The organism is Teichococcus coralli (assembly GCF_009829925.1).
Lineage (GTDB): Bacteria > Pseudomonadota > Alphaproteobacteria > Acetobacterales > Acetobacteraceae > Pseudoroseomonas > Pseudoroseomonas coralli.
Window position 1 is genome coordinate 330,255 of sequence record NZ_SNVJ01000002.1, and the last position, 23,070, is coordinate 353,324.

At 70.8% G+C, this 23,070-nt stretch carries 22 protein-coding genes; 12 read left to right on the plus strand and 10 right to left on the minus strand.

Annotated features, from left to right (window positions below):
- The first annotated feature begins 84 nt into the window (after positions 1 to 84).
- On the plus strand, positions 85 to 519 hold the full coding sequence (locus tag E0493_RS03620; RefSeq protein ID WP_160935541.1) for a PRC-barrel domain-containing protein: 435 nt from the start codon (positions 85 to 87) through the stop codon (positions 517 to 519).
- Positions 520 to 528: 9 nt separating this feature from the next.
- Here the strand turns inward: E0493_RS03620 and E0493_RS03625 are convergent, their stop codons facing one another.
- Positions 529 to 1,125 (minus strand): deoxycytidylate deaminase, encoded by a 597-nt coding sequence (locus tag E0493_RS03625; RefSeq protein WP_160935542.1) that lies wholly within the window; start codon positions 1,123 to 1,125, stop codon positions 529 to 531.
- Between the two features lie 233 nt (positions 1,126 to 1,358).
- Here E0493_RS03625 and E0493_RS03630 point away from each other — a divergent pair, with 233 nt between their 5' ends.
- Both E0493_RS03630 and E0493_RS03635 read left to right on the plus strand, forming a co-directional pair.
- Complete coding sequence (locus E0493_RS03630; RefSeq protein ID WP_235913564.1) at positions 1,359 to 2,978, plus strand: ABC transporter substrate-binding protein; 1,620 nt, start codon at positions 1,359 to 1,361, stop codon at positions 2,976 to 2,978.
- A gap of 175 nt (positions 2,979 to 3,153) precedes the next feature.
- A complete protein-coding gene (locus E0493_RS03635; RefSeq protein WP_160935543.1) occupies positions 3,154 to 3,369 on the plus strand; it encodes a hypothetical protein in 216 nt (71 codons plus the stop codon).
- Positions 3,370 to 3,499: 130 nt separating this feature from the next.
- On the opposite strand, the gene E0493_RS03640 is transcribed toward E0493_RS03635, so the two are convergent.
- From E0493_RS03640 to thrC, 6 genes are all read right to left on the minus strand, one after another.
- Entirely contained in the window at positions 3,500 to 4,291 is a 792-nt protein-coding gene (locus E0493_RS03640) for an amino acid ABC transporter ATP-binding protein (RefSeq protein ID WP_160935544.1), read from the minus strand.
- 14 nt (positions 4,292 to 4,305) lie between these two features.
- The gene (locus tag E0493_RS03645) at positions 4,306 to 4,986 is read right to left on the minus strand and encodes an amino acid ABC transporter permease (RefSeq protein WP_160935545.1); all 681 of its coding nucleotides are present in this window, start codon (positions 4,984 to 4,986) and stop codon (positions 4,306 to 4,308) included.
- Between the two features lie 15 nt (positions 4,987 to 5,001).
- Positions 5,002 to 5,670 (minus strand): amino acid ABC transporter permease, encoded by a 669-nt coding sequence (locus E0493_RS03650; protein WP_202396878.1) that lies wholly within the window; start codon positions 5,668 to 5,670, stop codon positions 5,002 to 5,004.
- A 100-nt stretch (positions 5,671 to 5,770) separates the two neighbouring features.
- Positions 5,771 to 6,670 carry a transporter substrate-binding domain-containing protein gene (locus E0493_RS03655; protein ID WP_160935546.1) on the minus strand — a complete coding sequence of 300 codons (900 nt, stop codon included), beginning with the start codon at positions 6,668 to 6,670 and terminating at the stop codon, positions 5,771 to 5,773.
- A gap of 79 nt (positions 6,671 to 6,749) precedes the next feature.
- Positions 6,750 to 7,991, minus strand: coding sequence for a D-amino acid dehydrogenase (locus tag E0493_RS03660; protein WP_160935547.1), 1,242 nt, complete (start codon positions 7,989 to 7,991; stop codon positions 6,750 to 6,752).
- 6 nt (positions 7,992 to 7,997) lie between these two features.
- Entirely contained in the window at positions 7,998 to 9,221 is a 1,224-nt protein-coding gene (gene thrC, locus E0493_RS03665; protein ID WP_160935548.1) for a threonine synthase, read from the minus strand.
- Positions 9,222 to 9,352: 131 nt separating this feature from the next.
- Here thrC and E0493_RS03670 point away from each other — a divergent pair, with 131 nt between their 5' ends.
- Both E0493_RS03670 and E0493_RS03675 read left to right on the plus strand, forming a co-directional pair.
- Entirely contained in the window at positions 9,353 to 9,820 is a 468-nt protein-coding gene (locus tag E0493_RS03670) for a GNAT family N-acetyltransferase (RefSeq protein WP_160935549.1), read from the plus strand.
- Between the two features lie 126 nt (positions 9,821 to 9,946).
- Positions 9,947 to 11,896 (plus strand): hybrid sensor histidine kinase/response regulator, encoded by a 1,950-nt coding sequence (locus E0493_RS03675; RefSeq protein WP_160935550.1) that lies wholly within the window; start codon positions 9,947 to 9,949, stop codon positions 11,894 to 11,896.
- An 11-nt stretch (positions 11,897 to 11,907) separates the two neighbouring features.
- On the opposite strand, the gene E0493_RS03680 is transcribed toward E0493_RS03675, so the two are convergent.
- A complete protein-coding gene (locus E0493_RS03680) occupies positions 11,908 to 12,873 on the minus strand; it encodes a LysR substrate-binding domain-containing protein (protein ID WP_160935551.1) in 966 nt (321 codons plus the stop codon).
- A gap of 199 nt (positions 12,874 to 13,072) precedes the next feature.
- Between E0493_RS03680 and E0493_RS03685 the strand changes: the two genes are divergently transcribed.
- The 7 genes from E0493_RS03685 to E0493_RS03715 are packed head-to-tail and all read left to right on the plus strand — an operon-like array spanning position 13,073 to position 19,643.
- Positions 13,073 to 14,119: an ABC transporter substrate-binding protein gene (locus E0493_RS03685; RefSeq protein WP_160935552.1), complete on the plus strand. Its 1,047-nt coding sequence runs from the start codon at positions 13,073 to 13,075 to the stop codon at positions 14,117 to 14,119.
- A gap of 2 nt (positions 14,120 to 14,121) precedes the next feature.
- The gene (locus E0493_RS03690) at positions 14,122 to 15,183 is read left to right on the plus strand and encodes an ABC transporter ATP-binding protein (RefSeq protein WP_160935553.1); all 1,062 of its coding nucleotides are present in this window, start codon (positions 14,122 to 14,124) and stop codon (positions 15,181 to 15,183) included.
- Entirely contained in the window at positions 15,180 to 16,043 is an 864-nt protein-coding gene (locus tag E0493_RS03695; protein ID WP_160935554.1) for an ABC transporter permease, read from the plus strand. The genes E0493_RS03690 and E0493_RS03695 overlap by 4 nt, the downstream gene beginning before the upstream one ends.
- Position 16,044: 1 nt before the next feature.
- Positions 16,045 to 16,854, plus strand: coding sequence for an ABC transporter permease (locus E0493_RS03700; protein ID WP_160935555.1), 810 nt, complete (start codon positions 16,045 to 16,047; stop codon positions 16,852 to 16,854).
- Positions 16,851 to 17,972, plus strand: a complete 1,122-nt coding sequence (locus E0493_RS03705; RefSeq protein WP_160935556.1) for an NAD(P)/FAD-dependent oxidoreductase — start codon at positions 16,851 to 16,853, stop codon at positions 17,970 to 17,972. The genes E0493_RS03700 and E0493_RS03705 overlap by 4 nt, the downstream gene beginning before the upstream one ends.
- Positions 17,953 to 18,264 (plus strand): (2Fe-2S)-binding protein, encoded by a 312-nt coding sequence (locus E0493_RS03710; protein ID WP_160935557.1) that lies wholly within the window; start codon positions 17,953 to 17,955, stop codon positions 18,262 to 18,264. Before E0493_RS03705 ends, E0493_RS03710 begins: the two co-directional genes overlap by 20 nt.
- Positions 18,261 to 19,643, plus strand: coding sequence for an NAD(P)/FAD-dependent oxidoreductase (locus E0493_RS03715; RefSeq protein WP_160935558.1), 1,383 nt, complete (start codon positions 18,261 to 18,263; stop codon positions 19,641 to 19,643). Before E0493_RS03710 ends, E0493_RS03715 begins: the two co-directional genes overlap by 4 nt.
- 49 nt (positions 19,644 to 19,692) lie before the next feature.
- On the opposite strand, the gene E0493_RS03720 is transcribed toward E0493_RS03715, so the two are convergent.
- Both E0493_RS03720 and E0493_RS03725 read right to left on the minus strand, forming a co-directional pair.
- Positions 19,693 to 20,889 carry an MFS transporter gene (locus E0493_RS03720; protein ID WP_235913565.1) on the minus strand — a complete coding sequence of 399 codons (1,197 nt, stop codon included), beginning with the start codon at positions 20,887 to 20,889 and terminating at the stop codon, positions 19,693 to 19,695.
- A gap of 249 nt (positions 20,890 to 21,138) precedes the next feature.
- Positions 21,139 to 23,010: an ABC-F family ATP-binding cassette domain-containing protein gene (locus tag E0493_RS03725; RefSeq protein ID WP_160935559.1), complete on the minus strand. Its 1,872-nt coding sequence runs from the start codon at positions 23,008 to 23,010 to the stop codon at positions 21,139 to 21,141.
- Between the last annotated feature and the right edge of the window lie 60 nt (positions 23,011 to 23,070).

Consider the following 23,070-nt stretch of genomic DNA (forward strand, 5'->3'; position numbering starts at 1 on the left):
GGGAGGTTCGCGGCTTCGGCCGCGGGCCTCGCCCTCCCGGCCCTTCGCCCAACCGGACATCCCCTGGAGGGAGGCCCCCGCGCCATGATCCCGCGCCTTGCCCTTCCCTGCCTGGCCTTCGCCGTGGCCGCATTCGCCGCCAGCCCCGCCGCGGCGCAGCAGCGCGACCGGCCGGAGGCCAGCGTGACGTCCGAGGCCCTGCGCCAGCCCGGCCCGCCTCTGCCCGCCTCCCCCACGGTCTCCGCCGACAACCTCCGCTGGCGCGCCAGCGACCTGATGGGCGCCGACGTGTACAGCTCGGAAAACAACAAGCTGGGCTCGGTGAAGGACCTGCTCTTCACCCGCGATGGCGGATTGACGGTCGTTCTCTCAAGCGGCGGCCTGTTCGGGATCGGCGAGCGGCTGGTGGCGATCCCGTTCCAGGATCTGCAGCACAGCGAGCGCTGGGTGCTGCCCGGCAGCAATGCCGAGACGCTCAGGCAGCGGCCCGAATTTCACTACGACCAGAGCCGGGGATGAGGCGCCGGCTCAGCCCTCCTCGCCGGCAGGGGGCGCGCCACCGAAGTCGAATTCGGCCTGGTGGGCGGCGAAAGGGTCGAGCGACCGCCGGGCTTCCACGGCATCCAGCCCCAGCACCTGCATCTGCGCCTCGGTGATCGGAGCGAACTCCACATTGGCCTCGCGCAGCATCTCGATGGCGAGCAGCCCGACGCCGTCCCAGTAGGAGCTGGTGCCTTCACGCGGGGCCGCCGCCACCACCCGCCGCACGCCCGACTGGATCAGCAAGGTGGCGCAGACGTTGCAGACCGGCTTGCCCACCACATAGGCGTCGCAGCCGCGTGCGTCGTGTCCCGCATGAAGCAGCGCGTTCTGCTCCGCGTGCAGGATCATCTGCAGCTTCCGCGCCTTGTTCTCCAGCCGCTCGGCGCTGTCCTCCACGTTGGAGGGGAAGCCGTTGAAGCCGGTGGCGACGATGCGCGCCTGGGCCTGGTTCACCAGCACCGCGCCCACCTTGGCGCGCGGGTCTTTCGACCACTGGGCGATATGATGCGCCAGGCCGATGTAGCGCGCATCCCAGCGGGCCATCTTCTCGGGGCGGCCCTCGAAGGTGTTGGGATTGGTCATGCTCGAATCACCTCCCCACCGGGCAGGCCGGCCGGGCGCCCGGCGCCGGCTCCCTGGATGTCACGGCCGAGGCCGTGCCGCACGCCGGGATGCGCCGCGGCTCCGCCCCGGGCCAAAACCGCGCGCAGCCAGTTGACCTGCGCCGCGCCCCATGCAGCAATCCTGCCGTGAGCCGCCGGGCACAGGCGGCCGCATGGGATGCCTTCACACCCTCTCTTTCCGGAGACGTCGTCTTGCTGCGTACCGTCACCCACGCCCCGCTGCGCCGCCGGTCCTGCCTGGCGCTGCCGTTCCTGGCCGCCCTGCCGCTTTCCATGGGCGGTTCCCGCGAGGCCGCCGCCCAGGCGAGCCAGACCCTGAACCTGGCGGTGGCCGCCCCCCCGACATCGCTCGACCCCCACTACCACACGCTATCCCCCAACAACATGGTGGCGGAACACTTCTTCGATAAGCTGGTGGGACGCGATGCCAAGGCGCAGCTCGTTCCCGGCCTGGCGGAATCCTGGAAGCTGCTCGACGACACCACCTGGGAGTTCAAGCTCCGCAAGGGCGTGAAGTTCAGCAACGGCGATGAATTCACGGCCGAGGACGTCATCTTCACCCTGAAGCGGGTGCCGAACGTCATCAACAGCCCGGGCTCCTTCGCCATCTACACCAAGGGGGTCGAATCCTCCGAGGTGGTGGATCCCCACACCATCCGGTTCAAGACGCGCGGCGTCTATCCCCTGCTGCCGCAGGACCTCAGCCAGGTCTTCATCATCTCCCATTCCGTGGGCGACAACGTCTCGACCGGCGACTTCAACAACGGCAAGGCCGTCATCGGCACCGGCCCCTACCAGCTCGTCTCCTTCACGCCGGACGACCGCGTGATCATGAAGCGGAACGACGCCTATTGGGGCGAGAAGCCGCACTGGGCGCAGGTGAACTACCGCTTCATCACCAATGATGGCGTCCGCGTGGCCGCCCTGCTCTCGGGCGACGTGCAGTTCATCGACGTCGTTCCGCCGAATGACATGCCGCGACTGCGCTCGACCCAGGGCATCAGCTTTTCCGAGATCCCGAGCCTTCGCAGCATCTACCTCAAGATGGACGTGGCGCATGACGTCTCGCCCTACATCACCGACCACAACGGCAAGCCGCTGGACAAGAACCCGTTGCGCGACCTGCGGGTGCGCAGGGCGCTTTCCCACGCCATCAACCGCCAGGGCATCGTGGACCGCGTGATGCAGGGCGCGGCGCTGCCGGCCGGCCAGATGATGCCGCCCGGCGCCAATGGCTATGCCGAGGACATCAAGCCACCGGCCTATGACCCGGACATGGCCAAGAAGCTGCTGACCGAGGCAGGCTACCCGAACGGCTTCAACATCACCCTGATCGGCCCGAACAACCGCTACGTGAACGACGCGCAGATCATCCAGGCCATCGGCCAGATGTGGCAGCGCGTGGGCATCAAGACGACGGTGGACGCCATCCCCTTCGCGGTGCTGGCGCAGCGGCAGGCCAAGAACGACCTCTCGGTCATGCTGATCGGCTGGGCGACGGCGGGCGAGCCCTCCACCGCCTTGCGCGGCAACCTGACGACGCGCATCCCCGAGAAGGGCTTCGGCACCGTCAACTTCAGCGGCTACTCCAACAAGGAGGTGGACGCGCTGGTGGAGAAGGGTCTCAGCACGCCGGACGACGAGAAGCGCGAGGACATCTTCAAGCAGGCGATGCGGGTGGCGATGGACGACGTCGCGCTGATTACGCTGCACATGCAGAAGAACATCTGGGCGATGCGCGGCGGCATGACCTATGTGGCGCGGGCGGATGAATACACCGTCGCCATGGGGGTGAAGCCGTCGGGGCAGTAGGCGCGCCCGCATGTGAGTGAGCCTCAGGCCCGGGAAGCGATTCCCGGGCCTTTTCTGCGCGCGGGCAGGAGGGCTGCCCCATCGGATGAAGTATCCGTAATTTTACCGATAACTGTTTTGGAATCGTGATGGAATTCCGGGCGTGGCGATCTCGCCACACGCGGAGACAACCCTCATGTCCACCCTCCTGGCACCCCTTTGGGCGATTTTCGCTCCCCTGCGCGCCTTCATCGCGCAATCCCCCTGGAGGTTCGTCGGCCTGCTCGCCTTGCTGGGCGCCCTTGCGGCGGTGCTGGAGTTCCACATCATAACCGCCTTCTGCGCGGCCATACTGAGCCTCGTGCTGATGTGGATCTCGGAACACCGGCCGAAGCCGGCAAAGCGGATCTGACCCAGGGGCCGGCCGGCGGCAGGGAGCCTTCCGTCGGCCAGCCCGCCATCTTCAGGCCAGCCGCCGCGCCGGCGGGCACCTCCCCGGCCGCCCGCCAGCGGGCCGGGGCCTCGCCTTGGCACCCGCACGCCTATTCGGCACGTCCGCCCAGCAACCCGTGGAACCTCCCGAGGAAGCTCCGCAGCCGCTCGCTGGCGGGGTTCTCGAACACCTCGGCCGGCGTCCCTTCCTGCGCCACGCGTCCCTGGTCCATGAAGACCACGTGGTGGGAAACCTCGCGGACGAAAAGCATCTCGTGGCTCACCACCAGCATGGTCTGGCCGGAGGCCGCGAGGTCCTGCATGACGCCCAGCACCTCCGCCACCAGTTCCGGGTCCAGCGCCGAGGTCACCTCGTCAAACAGCAGCAGGCGCGGCTCCATCGCCACCGCGCGGGCCATCGCCACCCGCTGCTGCTGGCCGCCCGAGAGCTGGTAGGGGTAGTGCGCCCGCCGCTCCGCCAGCCCCACGCGGGCCAGCCAGCCGGAGGCGATCTCCCGCGCCTCCGCGCGGCCCTTGCCCAGCACCTTGGTCAGGCCGAGCATCACGTTCTCCTCCGCCGTCAGGTGCGGAAAGAGGTTGAACTGCTGGAACACCATGCCGATCCGTGCCCGCTGGGCGGAAACGCGCGCCTCGGAAAGGCGCCGGCGCCTGCCGCCTTCCATGCGGTAGCCGACCGGGTCGCCATCGAGCAGGATCTCGCCGCCGTCATGCTCCTCCAGCAGGTTCACGCAGCGCAGAAAAGTCGTCTTGCCGGAGCCCGAGGCGCCGATCAGCGAGACCACCTGCCCCTGCCGCACCTCCAGGTCGATGCCCTTCAGCACCTCGGTCTTGCCGAAGCTCTTGCGCACGCCGCGCGCCTGCAACAGCGGTTGGTCACTCATGGGTGCGGCTCCGTTCAGTAGCGCAGGTAGGAGAAGCGGCGCTCCAGCAGCGCGCCGAGCTGGGCGATGATGAGGTTGATCACCAGGTACATCACCGTCGCCAGGAGATAGAAGTCGATGATCAGGTAGTTCCGCGCCACCACCTGCTGGGTGGAAAGCAGCAGCTCCACCACGCCGATGACGGAAAGCAGCGTCGTGCCCTTCACCACTTCCAGGCCCGTGTTCACCCAGGGCGGCAGCATCCGGCGGAAGGCCTGCGGGACGATGACGTAGCGCAGGCGCTGGCCGAAGCGCAGCCCGATCGCCTTGGCGGCCTCCATCTGCCCCGCGGGAACCGACTGCACGGCGCCCCGCAGGTTCTCCGCCACATGCGCCGTGGCGAAGGCCGAAAGCGCGATCACCCCCGCCCAGAAGGCCGGCACGTTGATGCCGAACAGCGCCAGCCCGTAATAGGTGAAGAGGATCAGCACCAGCACGGGTATGCCCCGCAGGAGGTCCACGTAGAGGCGGATCAGCGCGCGCAGCCACCACCAGCCATAGGACAGCGCGACGCCGAAGATGGTGCCGATGATCGTCGCGATGATGATGGTCAGCACCGAGCTGCTCATCGTGACGCCCAGCCCGCTCATCAGGGACCAGCGCGCCTGCCAGGCCTCGAAGAGAAAGGTGCCAGGCTGCATCGAGGTGTCGAACATGCCTTTCCTCTCCCCTCAGCGGATGCTGGCGTAGCGGCGCTCGATCAGGCGCAGCAGGGTGGCGATGGTGTAGCAGGTGACCAGGTACATCGCGCTCGCCGTCAACCAGACCTCCATGACGCGGAAGGTATTGGCGTTGATCTGCCGCGCGGTGAAGGTCAGCTCCGGGATCGCGATGGCGGCCGCGAGGGAGGTGTCCTTGAACAACGAGATCAGGTTGTTGCTGACCGAGGGCAGGGTGATGCGGAACATCACCGGAAGCACCACGTAGCGCTGCCGCTGCCAGGGCCTGAGGCCGATCGCCTTGGCCGCCTCCACATACTGCTTGGGAATGGAGGCGAGGCCGGCGCGGAAGACCTCGCTCATATAGGCGCCCGCATAGAGCGAGAGCGTCAGGATGAAGCTCTCGGTCTTGTCGAGGAAGGTGATGTCGAATTCCGGCAGGCCGAAATAGACGAAGAAGATCAGCAGCAGCAACGGCGTGCAGCGGATGAATTCGACATAGGCGCGCATCGGCGCCGAAAGCCAGATGCGCCCGGAGACGCGCGCATAGGCGGTGACCAGCCCGATGACGCAGCCGATGGCGAGCGACACGACAGCCAGGCCGAGGCCGAGCAGCAGGGCGTTGACGAGGTTGTCGGCGTTGCGGCTGATCACGCCCCAGTCGAAATGGTAGTCGATCATGTCCTGTCCGGCGCACCCACGAATGGCAGGGTCCGGGGTGGCGCTGCCACCCCGGCGGGTGGGCTCCAGGGAAGGCGGTGCCCTCCCTGGCCGCGGGCGATCAGGAAAACTCGGTGGGGAAGCCCACCTTCGGCGTCGGCAGCTCGATGCCGAACCACTTCTTGTAGGAGGCGGCGAAGTAGTCGAAATCCACCCCCATCATGGCTTCCTTGTAGACGGTGTTCACCCAGTTCAGCCACACCGGGTCGCCCGGCTTGACGGCGGAGGCGTAGGAGTTGGGCATCCAGCCGTATCCGGCGTCCACGAAGCGGCCAGGGGCCTGCTGCATCAGCCAGCGCATTGCCGACTGATCGGCCATGTAGGCATCGACGCGCCGGGCGTTGAGGGCCTGAAGGGTGGCGTCCGGGCTCTCGAAGGCATCCACCTTGGCATCCGGCAGGGCCTTGTGGATCCACTCCTCCAGGAAGACATTCTGCATGCCGCCGACGGTGAGGTCCTTGCCGGCCTTCTTCAACTCGTCAAAGTTCTTGTACTTGCCGCCCCGGGCCAGCACCATCAGGCCGACGCCTTCCCGGTAGTAGGGATAGGTGAACTCCACCTGCTGCGCGCGGCCCGGCGTGATCGTCATCCACTGGACCACGATATCCACCTTGTCCGTCACCAGGGAGGGAATGCGCGCATCCGAGCCCTGCAGCACGAACTCGACCTTGTTCGGATCATCGAAGAGCGACTTGGCAAGCAGCCTGGCCAGGTCGATGTCCATGCCCTGCAGCTTGCCGTCGGCGCCTTCGAAGTGCCAGGGCGGGTTGGTGCTGCCGGTGCCGACGATGAGGTGCCCGCGCTCCTTCACCACCTGCAGCTTGCTCTTTCCGGCGGTCTGCGCCCGGGCGGGCCGCGCGCCGATCAGACCGGCGACACCGCCCAGCGCCGCGCCGGCGGCGCCGATGCCGAACAGGCCGCGCCGCTCCATGCGGGTGGTCTTGTTGTCCTTGGTGTCCATCGTGAATCCCCTTCTGCCCCTCGGCATGCCTTCACCGGCACGTCCTTGGGGAAGAGGGGAGCAAGAAATCGGCCATTTGTCACGCCGCCGCGACGTTCGCGTTGGACCGCCCGTCGATGATCCCCGCCAGGCGGCGCCCGGAGCCCGCGGCCATGGTCCAGCCCGTATGGCCGTGGCCGGTGTTGAGAAAAAGGCCTGGCACCCGCGTGGCGCCGATGCGGGGGATGCCGTTCGGCACCATGGGCCGCAGTCCGGCCCAGCGCACCGCCCCGGGCGCCGAGTCCGCGCCTTCCAGCTGCGGAAAAAGGGTGGCGACGCTGCGCATCAGCGCGCCGATCCGCAGCGGTGACGGCGTGGTGTCGTAGTCCGCCACCTCGGCGGAGCCGACGATGCGGTAGCGGTCACCGAGCGGCGTCAGCGCGAACTTCCGGCCGTCGTCCAGAATGGCGTTGCGCGGCCCCTCCGGCCAGACGCTGCGCGGCGCCGTCACCGAAAGCCCCTTCACCGGATAGATCGGCACGGCGATGCCATGCCGGCGCAGCATCTGCGGCGAATGGCTGCCCAGCGCCACCACCACCGCGTCCGACTCGATCTCGCCGGCGCTGCTGTCCACCGCCGCCACGCGGCCGTTCCGCAGCACGATGTCGCGCACCGTGGTGTTGTAGTGGAAGGTGGCGCCCCGCGCGGCGCACCAGGCGGCGAGGCCATGGCTGAACTTGTTGCAATCCCCCACCTCGTCCTGCGGGAAGAACAGGCCGCCGGCCAGCTTCTCCTGCACCGGCCCGAGCGCCGGCTCCCGCGCCACGCAGGCCGCGCGGTCCAGCCGCTCGGTGACGAGGCCATAGGGCGCCAGCGCCTCATGCGCCCTGGTCGCGGCGTCCCATTCCGCGGTGGTGGCGAAGGTCTTGATCACGCAGTTCCGGGCGTCGTCGTAGCGCAGGCCGGTCGCCTCGCGGATCTCGGCCATCGAGCGGGCGGAAAGCAGCGCCAGCTCCAGGTTGGCCAGCGCGCCGGCATCGTGCGTCGCGGCACGGGAGGCGGCGAGGAAGCCCAGGCCCCAGCGCCACATGCGCGGCACGGCGGAAAGGCGCAGCAGCATCGGCGCCTCCTCCTGCCCCAGCCACTTCAGCACCTTCAGCGGCACGCCCGGCGCCGCCCAGGGCTGCACGGAGGAAACGTGGATGATGGCGCCGTTGCCCCAGCTCGTCTCCAGTCCGGCCCCCTCGCGCCGCTCCAGCACCGTGACCTGGTGCCCGGCCTGCTGCAGCCAATAGGCGCTGGCGACGCCGATCACGCCGGCCCCCAGAACGGTGATGCGCATCTCGCTTCAATCCCTCTCCCGCATGGCGCGCTCGCAGAGCCGCGCGACCGCCGCCACATCCTCCGGCGCCGGCACCGGATAGGTGCGCGCCGGCATTTCCTGGTAAGCCTTGCCATCCTTGAACCCGTGCCCGGTGACCATGCAGACCACCCGCGCATCGGCGGCGATCCGCCCCTCCGCCACCAGCCGGCGCAGCGCGGCGATGGGGCTGGCGCCGGTCGGCTCGGCATAGACGCCCTCGCCGCGCGCCAGCAGCCGCATGGCCTCGCGCAGATCGTCGTCGCTCACGGCCACCGCCAGTCCGCCGGTCTCGCGCACCAGCCGCAGGGTGTAGCTGCCATCCCGCTCATACCCGATCAGCGGGTCGCTGATGCCGGAGGCGATGGTGGTCGGCATGCCCCAGGCGGTGACCTTCGCCTCGCCGGCCTCGAAGGCGCGCACGATCGGTGCGCAGCCCTCGGCCTGCACCGCCACGGCCCGCGGCCAGGCGCCCGCCTCCGCGAAGCCTTGCACCACGCCCTTGACCAGCGGGCCGCTGCCGGTGGGCACCAGCACATGGGTGGGAGCCGTGCCGTCGAGCTGCTCCATCAGCTCCAGCCCCACCAGCTTCAGGGCGTCCACCGCGTAGGGGTTGATGAAGGTGGTGGTCAGGTTGGCGAAGCCGTGCCGCTCCGCCAGGGCCGCGGCGAGGTCGTAGGAGCGGCTGTAGTGCCCCTCCACCAGCAGCAGGATGGCGCCATAGGCGGCGATCTGCGTCACCTTGCCGGCCGGCGTGTGCGCCGGCACGACAATGATCGCGCCCATCCCCGCCCGCGCCGCATAGGCCGCAACCGAGGCGCCGGCATTGCCGGAGGAAGCGCAGACCACCCCCTTCGCACCGAGCTCGATGGCCTTGCTGATGGCGGCGCTGACCAGCCGGTCCTTGAACGAGCCCGAAGGGTTGCGCGTCTCGTCCTTCAGCCAGACCTCGCCCCTGAAGCCGGGAATGGCGCGTCCGACGCGGGGCGCCCTCAGCAGCGGCGTCGCCCCTTCTCCCAGCGAGACAATGGCGGCGGCCTCGGTGACGCTCAGCCGGGCGGCATGGCGCCACATGCTGTTGGCCAGCGCCGGACCGGCCGGCGGCGCGAGGCCACTACTGCCCGCCACCTCCAGGATGCCGCCGCACATGGCGCAGGCGTAGCGCAGGGTGGGCGGATGGGTCTGGCCGCATTCGACGCATCGCAGCTGCACGAGCCTGGTCCTCCTCGCCGCCTCTCCGGACCGTGTGATCTTAGGCGCAAAGGGGCGGCTTGTTGACCCCGGCAATCCCGCCGCGCAGGGAGGGCTTTGCGTGGATCGGCCCAAGGGAATATTCTTGCTGGATGCAACAGGTCTCGTTCCGGCCGGCCCACCTTTCCGACCTCCCCGCCATCATCGCGCTGCTGGCCGAGGACGCGCTCGGCCGCGGGCGGGAGATGGTGAGCACCCCGCCGGACCCGCGCTATTTGGCCGCCTTCGAAGCCATCAAGGCCGACCCGAACCAGATGCTGGTGGTCGCGGCCGAGGGCGAAGCGGTGGTGGGCACCCTCCAGATCACCTTCATCCCCGGACTCTCCCGCGCGGGCGCATGGCGCGGGCAGATCGAGGCCGTCCGCGTCGCCGCATCGCGGCGCGGCAACGGCCTCGGCCAGCGCATGATCGCCTGGGCCATCGCGGAGAGCCGGGCGCGCGGCTGTGGCCTCGTCCAGCTCACCACCGACAAGAGCCGCGCCGGCGCACATCGCTTCTATGAGAAGCTGGGTTTCATCGGCAGCCATGAAGGCTACAAGCTTGCGTTGCGTCCTGACTGAGCCTGCCGGGCCGGCGGGCAGGGCGCGGTGCCGGGCCGGCGGTCTCCGGTCGCGCGGCGCCGTGGCCGCCCCCCGCCGGCTCCGGGCGGCGCCGTCACCGGCCCCGGCAGCGAGGCCGGCAAGCCCATGACGCTGCGCGCGCCGCCTCACGCGCCCACGACCTACGAGATGCTCATCCAGGCGGTGGTGGATTACGCCATCTTCATGCTCGATCCGGAAGGGCATGTGATGAGCTGGAATCCGGGCGCCGAGCGGCTCAAGGGCTACACGGCCCAGGAAATCATCGGCGCCCACTTCTCGCGGTTCTACCTGCCCGAGGACCGGGCCAGTGGCCTTCCCCGCCGGGCCCTGGAAACCGCGGTGAGGGAGGGCCGCTTCGCCGCCGAGGGCTGGCGCTGCCGCAAGGATGGCGGCCGCTTCTGGGCGATGGTGGTGATCGACCCCATCCTGCAGGAGGGGCAGCTCGTCGGCTTCGCCAAGATCACGCGCGACATGACCGAGCAGCATGCGGCGCAACTGGCGGCGCTGGAGAACGAGCGCAGCTTCCGCCTGCTTGTTGAGGGCGTGACGGACTACGCCATCTACATGCTGAGCCCCGAGGGCTGCGTCACCAGCTGGAACGCCGGCGCCGAGCGCATCAAGGGCTATGGCGCCGCCGAAGTCATCGGCAAGCACTTCTCGCGCTTCTACCTGCCCGAGGATGTCGGCGCCGGCCTGCCCTGGCGCGCCCTCGACACCGCCCGCCGCGAAGGGCGCTACGAGGCGGAGGGATGGCGGCGGCGCAAGGACGGAACCCGCTTCTGGGCAGGCGTGGTGATCGACGCCATCCGCGAGAACGGCCGGCTGCTCGGTTTCGCCAAGATCACCCGCGACCTCACCGAGCGGCGCGAAGCGCAGCTGCAGCTGGAGCAGTCCCGCGAGCAGCTCTTCCAGGCACAGAAGATGGAGTCGCTCGGCCAGCTCACCGGCGGGCTCGCGCACGACTTCAACAACCTGCTGACCGGCATCATGGGCAGCCTGGAGCTGCTGGAGGTACAGGTGGCGCGCGGCCAGGTGCACAACCTGCAGCGCTTCGTCGCCGCCGCGCGGGGCGCCGCCTCGCGCGCGGCGGCGCTCACGCACCGGCTCCTCGCCTTCGCGCGCCGCCAGACGCTTGATCCCAAGCCGACCGATCCCAACCGCCTGATTGGCGACATGGCGGACCTGGTGCAGCGCACGGTCGGGCCGGAGATCGCGCTGTGCTCCAGGCTGGCGCCCGATCTCTGGCCGACGCTCTGCGACCCGAGCCAGCTTGAGAACGCCATCCTCAACCTTTGCATCAACGCCCGCGATGCCATGCCCGATGGCGGGCGCCTGACGCTTGAGACGAGCAATACCAGCCTTCACGCTTCGCATGCCGGGGAGCACGACATGCAGCCGGGCGAGTACGTCGTGATCCGCGTCGCCGATTCCGGCACCGGCATGAGTCCGGAAGTCCTGCAGCGCGCTTTCGACCCGTTCTTCACCACCAAGCCGCTGGGCCAGGGCACCGGGCTGGGCCTCTCCATGATCTACGGCTTCGCCCGCCAGTCGGGCGGCCAGGTGCGGATCGCCTCGGAGCCAGGCGCCGGAACGCAGGTCTGCATCTACCTGCCGCGCTACCGGGGAGGCGTGGCGGAAGAGGAGATGAAGCCCTCCCGCCGCCCTGCGGCGCCGCATGCGCAGGGCAGCATGCGCGTGCTGGTGGTGGATGACGAGCCGACGGTCCGCATGCTGGCCGGCGAGGTGCTGAAGGAATTGGGCCATGTGGTTATCGAGGCGGGCGACGCCGCCTCCGGCCTGGAGGCGCTGCAATCCGGCCCTGCGATCGATCTCCTGGTCACCGATGTCGGGCTGCCCGGCGGAATGAACGGTCGCCAGCTGGCGGATGCGGCCCGCCAGCTCCTGCCGGAGCTGCGCGTGCTGTTCATCACCGGCTATGCCGAGAACGCGACGCTCAGCGCGGACCGGCTGGAGCCGGGCATGCACCTGCTCGTCAAGCCCTTCGCCATGGATGTCCTGGCCGACCGCATCACGGAAATTCTCGCGGGACGCTGACGGCGCCGGGGTCACGGATCGCCGCTCCGGGCCGCCCGCTGCGCCCGGCCCGCCACGGCGCCCCGCCGCCCGCCGGCGGGCTGCACGCCGTAAGGCGCCAGCCCGGCGGTCACGCCGGCCAGGAAATGCCGCGCCAGCAGCGAAAGTGGCCGGCCTGGCGGTGCCAGCACATGGATATGGAACACGGCCGTGGGCACCAGGCGCAGCACCGCGGCACGGCCAGCCTGCGCGGCGGCGGACACCGGATCGGTCACCGTGAAGCCGAGCCCGGCCGCGACCATGGCGCAGGTGGCCTGGGCGTTCTGCGTCTCCGCCACCATCCGCCGCGTCACGCCATGGCGCTCGAACAGCTCGTCCACCAGATGGCGCAGCCGGTACTGGCGGCCGAGCGAGACGCAGGGCTCCCCCTCCAGCTCGCGCGGCGCGACCTCCCGCCGGCCTGCCAGGCGGTGGCCCGGCGGCAGCAGCAGCACCGCCGGCATACGGAAGGGCGCCGCCACCTCCAGCGCCGCCAGTCCTGGCATCGGCAGGGTGAAGCCGAGCTCCACCTGGCCGGCCTGCACCAGTTCCACCACCTCGTGCGAGCTGACCACCGTCAGCGACAGGCGCGGATGCCCCTGCGCCCCGGCGAAGCCGGCCAGCAGGCGCGGCAGGAGCTCGGCGCCGAGCAGCGGCAGGCTGGCCACGCGCAATTCGCCGACGCCGGCGCTGCGCATGTCGCTCGCCACCTGCTCCACGCGGCGGGCGGCGGCGAAGAGTCCCTCCACCTCGGCCGCGAAGCGCCGCGCTTCGGGCGTTGGGTGCAGGCGGCGCCGGCTGCGGTCGAACAGGGCGAGCTCGGTTTCCTCCTCCAGCGCGCGCAGCAGCTTGGTGACCGCCGGCTGCGAGAGCGAAAGCCGCTCCGCCGCCGCGCCCACCGATCCGGCGCGCAGCACGGCCAGGAAGGCTTCGAGCTGGCGGAGACGGGCAGGCGTCATGTGGTGCGACTTCGCTACCGGAAGGAATGAAACCGGGAGAATTATGCATTTGCGCGGCGGTGGCAACGGATGCCAGCCTGCCGGCATCCGGGCGGGACCGGAGCCTGAATGGCACAGCACACGGACGGCCGCGCCTTGCGCGGGCGGCGCAGATGCCACGCTCCTCCCGTCCGCAAAGGGTGAGCAAGGACCTGGGAAGATGAGAAAAGCGCTCCTGGCGGCGGCATCGCTGCTCGGCCTGATGGCCGCACCGCAACTGGCCGGCACGGCACTGGCGCAGCAGCGCCTGGTGGTCGCCGCCTATGGCGGCAGCTACGAGAAGGTGATGCGGGAGCAGGTGATCCCGCCCTTCGAGAAGGCCAACAACGTCCAGGTGGACTACCTGGCCGGCAACTCCACCGACAGCCTGGCGAAGCTGCAGGCGCAGAAGGGCAACCAGCAGATCGGCGTGGTGGTGCTCGACGACGGGCCGATGTACCAGGCGATCAGCCTCGGCTTCTGCCAGCAGGTGACGGACAAGGCGGCGCAGGACGCGCTCTACCCGATCGCCGTGCTCGGCGGCGGCAAGGCGCTTGGCACCGGCTTCGGCTATACCGGCCTTGCCTGGAACGAGAAGCTGTTCAAGGAGCGCAACCTGCCGGCGCCGACGAGCTGGAAGGACCTGGAGCGCGCCGACCTGGAGCAGCGCATCTCCATTCCCGGCATCGACAACACCTATGGCGTGCACACGCTCGTCATGATGGCGCGCATCAACGGCGGCTCGGAAAAGAACATCGACCCCGGCTTCCGCGCCATGCGGCAGAAGGTGAACCCGAACGTGCTGGCCTATGAGAGCAGCCCGGGCAAGATGAGCGAGATGTTCCAGTCCGGCGAGATCTGGATGGCGGTCTGGGGCTCGTCCCGCGCCCGCGCCATGCAGCTCGCCGGCTTCCCCATGGGCTTCATCGCCCCCAAGGAGGGCGGCGTGGCGCTGATGACCGCGACCTGCGCGGTGGAAGGCAGCCCCAGCCCCGACCTGGCGCAGAAATTCGTCGCGCACCTCGTCTCGCCCGAGGTGGAGGCGATCTTCTCCAAGGAATACGGCTCCGGCCCGACCAACAAGAACACCAAGCTGTCGCCCGAGGTGGCCAGCACGGTGATCTACGGCGAGGACCAGGTGAGCAAGCTGATCGCGATGGACTGGGAGACGATCAACGCCAACCGCATGGACTGGACGCGCCGCTGGCAGCGCGAGGTGGAACGCTGAGGGTGGCGACTGCCTCCACCAGCGACTTCCTGGTGCTGGACGGGGTGGCCAAGAGCTACGGCCCCGTCCAGGCGGTGCACGACGTCTCGGTACGGGTGGCCCAGGGCGAGTTCCTGGGCCTGCTCGGCCCCTCCGGCTGCGGCAAGACCACCACGCTGCAGATGATCGCCGGCTTCGAGGCGCCGAGCGCCGGCCAGATCCTGCTCGAAGGCCGCGCGCTGGCGGGCATTCCCGCCAGCAAGCGCAACATCGGGCTGGTGTTTCAGTCCTATGCGCTGTTCCCGCACATGACGGTGGCGGAGAACGTCGCCTTCGGGCTGGAGATGCGCCGCGTGCCGAAGCCGGAACGGCAAGCCCGCGTCGCGCGCGCGCTGGATCTTGTGCACCTCACCCATCTGGCCGACCGCTTCCCGCGCCAGATGTCCGGTGGCCAGCAGCAGCGCGTGGCGCTGGCCCGCGCGCTGGTGATCGAGCCGCGCCTGCTGCTGCTCGACGAGCCGCTCTCCAACCTCGACGCCAAGCTGCGCGAGGAGATGCAGGTGGAGCTGCGCGAGGTGCAGCGGCGCGTCGGCGTCACCACCATCCTGGTCACGCATGACCAGCAGGAGGCGATGGCGCTCTGCGACCGCGTCGCCGTCATGCAGGGCGGCCGCATCGTGCAGATCGACGCGCCCTGGCGCGCCTATGACGCGCCGGCCGACCCCTTCGTGGCCGATTTCCTCGGCCGCTCGAACCGGCTGCTGGCGAAGCTCGATGGCGGCGCGGCGGAAGCCGCCGGCCACCGCTTCCCCCTCCCCGCGCCGCTCGCCGCGCTGCGCGGCGAGGTGGCGCTGGCGATCCGCCCGGAGCGGCTGCGCATCCTCCCCGCCGGCCAGCCCGGCCTGCCCGGCATGGTGCATTCGCGCGTGTTTCTCGGCGGCTTCTGGCTGGTGCGGGTGGAGACCCCCTGCGGCGACATGCTGGTGACGGTGCAGAACACCGGCACCCCGCCCGCCGAGGAGGGCGCCGCCGTGGCGCTGGACTGGGACGCGCACAGCCTGCGGCGGCTGGAGGCGGTGGCATGAGCGCCTCCCGCTTCGCCCCCGCCGCGCTCTCGGCGCCCGCGGTGCTGGCGCTGGGCGTGGCGCTGCTGCTGCCGCTCGGCGGCATCGCGCTGCTCAGCTTCCAGGGCTTCGACTTCGACAAGGGCATCATCCCGCGCTGGGACCTCGCCAACTACGCCTCCCTGGCCACCGACTCCCTCTTCCTGGAGGCGCTGGCGCGAACCTTCCGCATCGCCGTGATCGTCACCGTGATCTGCCTCGCCATCGGCGTGCCGGAGGCCTGGATCATCCACCGGATGGCGCCGCGCTGGCGCGGGCTGATGCTGCTGGTGGTGGTCGGGCCGCTGCTGGTCTCGGTGGTGGTGCGCACCTTCGGCTGGATGGTGCTGCTCGGCGGCAACGGGCTGATCAACCAGGGGCTTCGCGCGCTCGGCGTGCCCGGCGCGCCCTTCCGCATGATGTTCACCGAGTTCGCCATCATCCTCGGCCTGGTGCATGTGATGGTGCCGCTGGTGGTGCTGGCGGTCTGGGCCAGCCTGGGGCGGCTCGATCCCGCCCTCGCCCGCGCCGCCGAGAGCCTGGGCGCCGGCCGCCTCACCGCCTTCCGCCGCGTGGTGCTGCCCAACATCATGCCCGGCATCCTGGCCGGTGCGCTGATGGTCTTCTGCCTCTCCGCCTCCGCCTTCGCCACCCCGGCCATGCTGGGCGGGCGGCGCCTGAAGGTGGTCTCCAGCATGACCTACACGGAGTTCCTGAACACGCTGAACTGGCCGCTTGGCGCCGCCATCGCCGTGCTGCTGCTGCTCGCCATCCTCGCCGTGACGCTGCTCTGGACGCGCCTTGTCGAGCGCCGCGCGCTGCGCCGCCTGGGAGTGGGCTGAGATGCCGCGCAACGACCGCAACGGCGCGGTGGCCATCGGCTTCCACCTGCTGTTCATCGCCTTCATCCTGGCGCCGCTGGTGGTGGTGGTGCTGGTCTCCTTCACCGACAAGGGCTTCCTGGCCATGCCCTTCGGCGGCGCCTCGCTGCGCTGGTGGTGGGCGATCGGCGACAACCCGCGCTTCCTGGAGAGCTTCTGGTTCAGCCTGCAACTGGCCTTCGTCACCGCCACTCTGGCGGCCCTGGTGGCGGTGCCGGCGGCACTGGCCATCGTGCGCTTCCGCTTCCCGGGGCGGGAGGCGCTGATGGCCCTGCTCGCCTCGCCGCTGATGATCCCGCATGTGGTGCTTGGCGTGGCGCTGCTGCGCTTCTTCGCCGGGCTCGGGCTGGTCGGCTCCTTCGTGGCGCTGGCGGCGGCGCATCTGGTGGTGGTGGTGCCCTACATGGCGCGGCTGGTGACGGCGGCGCTGGCGGGGCTGGACCCGCGCATCGAGCGTGCCGCCGAGAGCCTCGGCGCCGGCCGCCTCGCCGTGTTCCGCCGCATCACCCTGCCGCTGATCCTGCCCGGCGTCGCCGGCGGCTGGACGCTGGCCTTCATCACCAGCTTCGACGAGCTGACGGTGAGCCTGTTCCTCGCCTCGCCCAGCGCGACGCCGCTCCCGGTGCGGCTCTTCACCTATATCGACCAGATGACCGACCCGCTGGTCGCCTCCGTTTCCGCCGCGCTGATCGCGGTGACAGCGGTGGTGCTGGTGGTGCTGGACCGCTTCTACCCCATCGACCGGCTGCTGACCGGGGAGCGCCGCGCATGACACGCCAGAGCTTCGACGCCATCGTCATCGGAGGTGGCCTGGTTGGCGCGGCCATCGCCTATGGCCTGCAGCGACAGGGCCTCGCCACCCTGCTGCTGGACGAGGGCGACATCGCCTTCCGCGCCAGCCGCGGCAATTTCGGGCTGGTCTGGGTGCAGTCGAAGGGCCTCGGTGCGCCGCATTACCAGCGCTGGACGCGCGGCTCCGCGCAGGAATGGCCGAAGCTGGCGGCGGAGCTAAAAGAACGCACCGGCATCGGCACCGGGCTGCAGCAGCCCGGCGGCGTGCATCTCTGCCTTTCCGAGGAGGAGTTCGGGAAGCGCGGCGAGTACATGGCCCGGCTGCAGCGCGAGGCCGGCAACTTCGGGCTGGAATACCGCATGGTCCGCGGTGCCGAGGCGCGCGACATGCTGCCCGGTCTCGGCCCCCAGGTCGTCGGCATGAGCTGGACGCCCTATGACGGCCATGCCAGCCCGCTCTACCTGCTGCGGGCGCTGCACACCGGCTTCACCGGCGCCGGCGGCACCTACCAGCCCAACGCCCGCGTTGAAGGCAGCAGCGCCGCGCCGAACGACTTCAGCGTGGAGGCCGCCGGGCAGCGCTACCGCGCTCCGCGCGTGGTGCTGGCGGCCGGGCTGGGCAACGCCGACCTCGCCCCCCGCTTCGGGCTCGAAGCCCCGGTGCGGCCGGAGCGCGGCCAGATCCTGGTGACGGAGCGCACGCAGACCGTGTTGCCCATGCCCACCACCACCATCCGGCAGACCGAGGAAGGCTCCCTGATGCTGGGCGACAGCAAGGAGGATGCCGGCTTCAACCTCGGCCAGTCGCCCGAGGTGATGCGCAAGATCGCCCAACGCGCCGTGCTCTCCTTCCCCTGGATCGCCAACCTCAACCTCGTGCGGGCGTGGTCGGCGCTGCGCGTCATGGCGCCGGACGGGCTGCCGATCTACGACCAGTCCGAACGCTTCCCCGGCGCCTTCACCGCCAACTGCCACAGCGGCGTGACGCTGGCCGGCACCCATGCCAACCGCCTGGCGCCGATGATCGCCGCCGGCGCCCTGGAGCCCGGAATGGCCCCCTTCAGCGCGAGACGCTTCAATGTTCGCTCAGCGGCCTGACATCCGCCCCGCCACCGTGGAAGTGCTGGTGGACGGCACCCCGGTCCGCGTCCCCGAGGGCGCTTCCGCCGCCGCCGCCGTGCTGCTGGCCGGGCTGCCCGCCATCCGCGAAACGCCCGTCACCGGCGCGCCGCGCCTGCCCTACTGCATGATGGGCATCTGCTTCGACTGCCTCGCCGAGATCGACGGGGTGGCCAACCGGCAGTCCTGCATGGTGACGGTGCGGCCGGGCATGCAGATCCGCCCGCAGCGTGGTGCGCGCGAGGCCTATCGCCCGGAGGGGGCGGCATGAGCCTTTCCTACGACCTCGCCATCATCGGCGCCGGCCCGGCGGGCATGAGCGCCGCGCTGGAGGCGGCCGGGCTGGGCCTCTCCGTGGCCATCATCGACGAGCAGGCGGCGCCCGGCGGGCAGATCTTCCGCGCGGTGGAAGCCGCCGCCGCCGACCCGGCGCTGACCGGCGAGTACGCGCGCGACGGCGCCGCCCTGGCCCGCCGCTTCCGCGCCATGCCGAACATCGACTATCGGCCGGAGACCACGCTCTGGCACATGGATGCCGAGACCGGCCTGCTCTCCCTGCGCGGCGCGCGCGGCAGCGAGACGATCACGGCGGGGCGCGTGCTGCTGGCCACCGGCGCGCAGGAGCGCCCGGTGCCGATCCCCGGCTGGACGCTGCCCGGCGTGATGACGGCCGGCGCGGCGCAGATCCTGCTCAAGCAGGCCGGCGCCGTGCCCAAGGGCCGCACCGTGCTGGCCGGCCAGGGGCCGCTGCTCTGGCTACTGGCGGCGCAGCTCGCCCGCGCCGGGGCAGCCCCTGCCCTGCTGCTGGAAACCACCCCGCACGGCGCCTTGCGCGAGGCGATGCGGGCCGGCGGGCTCTGGCGCGGCCGCGCCATGCTGGCCAAGGGCGCCACGCTGATGCTGGAGGCCCGCCGCGCCGGGATGAAGGTGGTGCGCGGCGTGCGCAACCTGCGCGCCGAGGGCGACGGCGCGCTGCGCGGCGTGACCTGGGACGGCGGCAGCACCGGTTGCGACACGCTGCTGCTGCATGAGGGTGTGATTCCCTCGACCCACATCACCCGCGCGCTCGGGCTGGCGCATGACTGGGACGGCGCGCAGCTCTGCTGGCGGCCAACGCTGGACGAATGGGGCGCCAGCAGCCATCCGCGCATCGCCGTCGCGGGCGATGGCGGCGGCATCGGCGGCTGGCAGGCGGCGGTGGAAGGCGGCACGCTGGCCGCGCTGGACGCCGCGCACCGTGTCGGCAAGCTCCCGGCCGAGCAGCGCGACCGCCGCGCCGCCTCGCATCGCCAGGCACGGGACGGCGCCCTGGCGCTGCGGCCCTTCCTCGACCGGCTCTACGCCCCCGCGCCCACCGTGCTGGCGCCGGCGGATGACGCCACGGTCGTCTGCCGCTGCGAGGAGATCACCGCCGGGCAGGTGCGGCAGGCGGCGCGGCTCGGCGCCACCGGGCCGAACCAGGCCAAGGCCTATCTGCGTGCCGGCATGGGGCCGTGCCAGGGGCGGATGTGCGGCACCACCGTCGCGGCGCTGATCGCCGGGACGCGCGGCATCAGCATGGAGGAGGCCGGGGTGCTGCGTCCGCGCGCGCCCTACAAGCCGATCACGGTCGGCGAGCTGGCGGACCTGCCGGCGGACGAGGCGGTGTGAGGAGAAAGCCGGGGTGCCCGTCGGAGGGCGCCCCGGCTTGGCCGGCGCGTCAGCAGGCCTCGAAGGTGGCGGCGGCCGTCTCCGATCGCTCCAGCACCAGGGAGGCGGCGAAGACCGCGGATCCGGCCAGGGTGAGCACCGCACCGATCGCCCCGGTCGAGGTCCAGCCGAAGCCGGCCGCGATCACCACGCCGCCGAGCCAGGCGCCGAGCGCGTTGGCAAGGTTGAAGGCCGAGTGGTTCAGCGAGGCCGCGAGCATCTGCGCATCCGGCGCCACGTCCAGCAGGCGCGTCTGCAATGCCGGGCCGAGCCCCATGCTGGTGGCGCCGATCAGGAAGATGTTGACCGTGACCAGCGGCAGGCTGAAGGGCGTGAAGAGGAAGCCGAACTGCGCCACCACGCTCAGGGCCAGCATCATGCCGATGGCGCGCATCACGCCGCGGTCCGAAAGCCAGCCGCCGGCCATATTGCCGGCGATCATGCCGAGGCCGAAGACAGCCAGCAGGATGGGCACGGTCGTTTTGGCGATGCCGGTCACCTCCGTCAGCGTGGGCACGATGTAGCTGTAGATCGCGAACATGCCGCCGAAGCCGATGGCCGCCGTGCCGAGCGCCAGCAGCACCTGCGGGCGCAGCATGGCCCTGATCTCGCGCCGGACGCCGATGCCCGGCCCGGCGCCGATCACGGGAAGGCAGAGGCGGATCAGGGCGGCGGTGACGAGCGCAATCAGCGCCACGATGCCGAACACCGCCCTCCAGCTCGCGAGCTGGCCGATCCAGGTGGCGAGCGGCACGCCGATCAGGTTGGCGATGCTGAGGCCGAGGATGACCCGCGCCACCGCGCTGGCCCGCCGGTCCGGCGGCGCCAGGGAGGCGGCCACCATGGCGGCGGTGCCGAGATAGGCGCCATGCGGCAGGCCCGCGACCAGACGGGCGGCGAAGGCGCCCAGGAAGTTCGGCGCCAGGGCGCTGGCCAGGTTGCCGAAGGCGATCAGCAGCGCGAGGCCGACCAGCAGCAGCCTGCGCGGACAGCGGGCGAAGGCCAGGGCAAGCAGCGGCGCCCCCAGGACCACGCCCAGCGCATAGGCGCTGATGGTGAGTCCCGCCTTCGGCATGCTCACGCCGGTGTCGGCCGCGATCTGCGGCAGCAGGCCCATGGCCGCGAACTCGCTGACGCCGAGGGAAAGGGCGCCGAGGCACAGGGCCAGTTCGGCGAATCGGGAAGCGCGGGGTGTCGCCAAGGCCATCAGCGTCTCCATTCCAGGGGAATGGACGCCTCCTCACCTGGCGCGCCGGCACCAGCGTTGTTGTTGCGCCCTACTTAGCCGCTTCCTGGCCCGCCGAGAAGGTTTGCTGGCAAACCACTTGGCCTCTGGAGGCGCTTCCCGGCCGCGCAGCATCGAACCGGCAAAAAGAAGATGGGGGTCCGGGGGAATTCCTGCCCCCGGCCTTGCGTCACGCCGCTTCCAGCTTCTCCTGCNGCCCCCGGCCTTGCGTCACGCCGCTTCCAGCTTCTCCTGCAGGTCCAGCCACTCCTCCTCGAGGGCCGCGACCTGCTTGGCGATGGCGCCCTGGCGCTGGGTGGCCCAGGCGATGTCCTCGGCCTTGAAGCGGGCATAGGTGTCGGGGTCGCCAAGCTTCTTCTCCAGCAGGGCGGCCTCCTTCTGCAGCTTCGCCATTTCCGTCTCCACCTTGGCGATGCGCTGACGCAGGGGGGCGAGCGCCTGCCGGTTCTCGGCGCGCTCGCGGCGCTCGTCGCGGCGGGTGGCGGTGGCCTCGGCGGCGGGACGGGCGGCGCGGGCGCGTTCGGCCAGCAAGGCGCGGTAGTCGTCGAGGTCGCCGTCGAAGCTGGTCACGCGGCCATCGGCCACCAGCCAGAGCCGGTCGGCGGCGAGGGTGACGAGGTGCGGGTCATGGGTGATCAGCACCACGGCGCCGCCGAACTCGGCCAGCGCCTTGACCAGCGCCTCGCGCGCGTCGAGGTCGAGGTGGTTGGTCGGCTCGTCGAGGATCAGCAGGTGCGGCGCCTCGCGGGTGCAGAGGGCGAGCAGAAGCCGGGCCTTCTCGCCGCCCGAGAGCGCGCCGATGCCTGTGGTGGCGCGCTCCTCGTCCAGCCCGAAGCGGGCGAGCTGGGCTCGGCACTGGGTCTCGGTGGCCTTGGCGCCGAGCGCCGCCTGCATATGGGTCAGCGGCGTGCCGGAGAGGTCCAGCTCCTCCGCCTGATGCTGGGCGAAGTAGCCGACCTTGAGGCGGCGGTCCCGGTGCATCTCGCCCGCCATCGGCTCCAGCCGCCCGGCCAGCAGCTTCGCCAGCGTGGACTTGCCGTTGCCGTTGGCGCCGAGCAGGGCGATGCGGTCCTCCTGGTCGAGCCGCAGGTCGAGCCCGCGCAGGATGGGCCGCCCGTCATAGCCGACGTCCACGTGCGAGAGGCCGACGATGGGGGGCGCCAGCTCGGCGGGTTCGGGAAAGGCGAAGCGGGTGGGCGCGTCCTCCACCACCGCCTCGATGGGCGGCAGCTTCTCCAGCGCCTTCAGGCGGGACTGCGCCTGGCGCGCCTTGGTGGCCTTGGCGCGGAAGCGGTCCACGAAGGCCTGCATATGGGCGCGCTGGGCGGCGATCTTCTCGTTCTGCGCCACCTGCTGCGCCGCGCGCTCGGTACGGATGCGGACGAAGTTGTCGTAGCCGCCGGGGTAGAGGGTGATCCGGCGCTTGTCGAGATGCGCGATGGCATCCACGCAGCGCTCCAGCAGCCCACGGTCGTGGCTGACCACCACCGCGGCGCCGGCGAAGCGGGCCAGCCAGCCCTCCAGCCAGAGGGTCGCTTCCAGGTCGAGGTGGTTGGTCGGCTCGTCCAGCAGCAGGATGTCCGGCTCCAGGAACAGCGCCTGGGCCAGCGCCACGCGCATCCGCCAGCCGCCGGAGAACTCGCCCACCGCCCGCTCCTGCGCGGCGGCGTCGAAGCCGAGGCCCGCCAGCACCGTGGCGGCGCGGGAGGGGGCGCTGTCGGCCCGGATGGCGATCAGCCGCTCGTGGATCTCGGCGAGATGCGCGCCATCCCGTTCCGTCTCCAGCCGGGCGAGCAGGCCGGCGCGCTCGGTGTCGGCGGCCAGCACGGTCTCCAGCAGGCTTTGGCTGCCGCCCGGCGCCTCCTGCGCCACATGCGCCATGCGGGCGCGCGCGGCGAGGCGGATCTCGCCGCCATCCGGCTGCAACTGGCCGGTGATGGCGCGCAGCAGGGTGGACTTGCCGGCGCCGTTGCGCCCGACCAGCCCGATCTTGCGGCCAGGGTCCACCATCAGCTCGGCCCCTTCCAGCAGGGGTCGGCCGGCGATGCGGATGGTCAGGTCACGGATGGCGAGAACGGTCATGGCCCTCCGGATGTAGTGCAGATGCGCCCCCGGCGGAAAGCACCACATTCGGAAAGGCCG

Coding starts and splice junctions, on each gene's coding strand:
- E0493_RS03620 (WP_160935541.1), top strand. CDS start 85: ATGATCCCGCGCCTTGCCCTTCCCTGCCTGGCCTTCGCCGTGGCCGCA.
- E0493_RS03625 (WP_160935542.1), bottom strand. CDS start 1,125: ATGACCAATCCCAACACCTTCGAGGGCCGCCCCGAGAAGATGGCCCGC.
- E0493_RS03635 (WP_160935543.1), top strand. CDS start 3,154: ATGTCCACCCTCCTGGCACCCCTTTGGGCGATTTTCGCTCCCCTGCGC.
- E0493_RS03640 (WP_160935544.1), bottom strand. CDS start 4,291: ATGAGTGACCAACCGCTGTTGCAGGCGCGCGGCGTGCGCAAGAGCTTC.
- E0493_RS03645 (WP_160935545.1), bottom strand. CDS start 4,986: ATGTTCGACACCTCGATGCAGCCTGGCACCTTTCTCTTCGAGGCCTGG.
- E0493_RS03650 (WP_202396878.1), bottom strand. CDS start 5,670: ATGATCGACTACCATTTCGACTGGGGCGTGATCAGCCGCAACGCCGAC.
- E0493_RS03655 (WP_160935546.1), bottom strand. CDS start 6,670: ATGGACACCAAGGACAACAAGACCACCCGCATGGAGCGGCGCGGCCTG.
- E0493_RS03660 (WP_160935547.1), bottom strand. CDS start 7,991: ATGCGCATCACCGTTCTGGGGGCCGGCGTGATCGGCGTCGCCAGCGCC.
- E0493_RS03670 (WP_160935549.1), top strand. CDS start 9,353: ATGCAACAGGTCTCGTTCCGGCCGGCCCACCTTTCCGACCTCCCCGCC.
- E0493_RS03675 (WP_160935550.1), top strand. CDS start 9,947: ATGACGCTGCGCGCGCCGCCTCACGCGCCCACGACCTACGAGATGCTC.
- E0493_RS03680 (WP_160935551.1), bottom strand. CDS start 12,873: ATGACGCCTGCCCGTCTCCGCCAGCTCGAAGCCTTCCTGGCCGTGCTG.
- E0493_RS03685 (WP_160935552.1), top strand. CDS start 13,073: ATGAGAAAAGCGCTCCTGGCGGCGGCATCGCTGCTCGGCCTGATGGCC.
- E0493_RS03695 (WP_160935554.1), top strand. CDS start 15,180: ATGAGCGCCTCCCGCTTCGCCCCCGCCGCGCTCTCGGCGCCCGCGGTG.
- E0493_RS03700 (WP_160935555.1), top strand. CDS start 16,045: ATGCCGCGCAACGACCGCAACGGCGCGGTGGCCATCGGCTTCCACCTG.
- E0493_RS03705 (WP_160935556.1), top strand. CDS start 16,851: ATGACACGCCAGAGCTTCGACGCCATCGTCATCGGAGGTGGCCTGGTT.
- E0493_RS03710 (WP_160935557.1), top strand. CDS start 17,953: ATGTTCGCTCAGCGGCCTGACATCCGCCCCGCCACCGTGGAAGTGCTG.
- E0493_RS03715 (WP_160935558.1), top strand. CDS start 18,261: ATGAGCCTTTCCTACGACCTCGCCATCATCGGCGCCGGCCCGGCGGGC.
- E0493_RS03720 (WP_235913565.1), bottom strand. CDS start 20,889: ATGGCCTTGGCGACACCCCGCGCTTCCCGATTCGCCGAACTGGCCCTG.
- E0493_RS03725 (WP_160935559.1), bottom strand. CDS start 23,010: ATGACCGTTCTCGCCATCCGTGACCTGACCATCCGCATCGCCGGCCGA.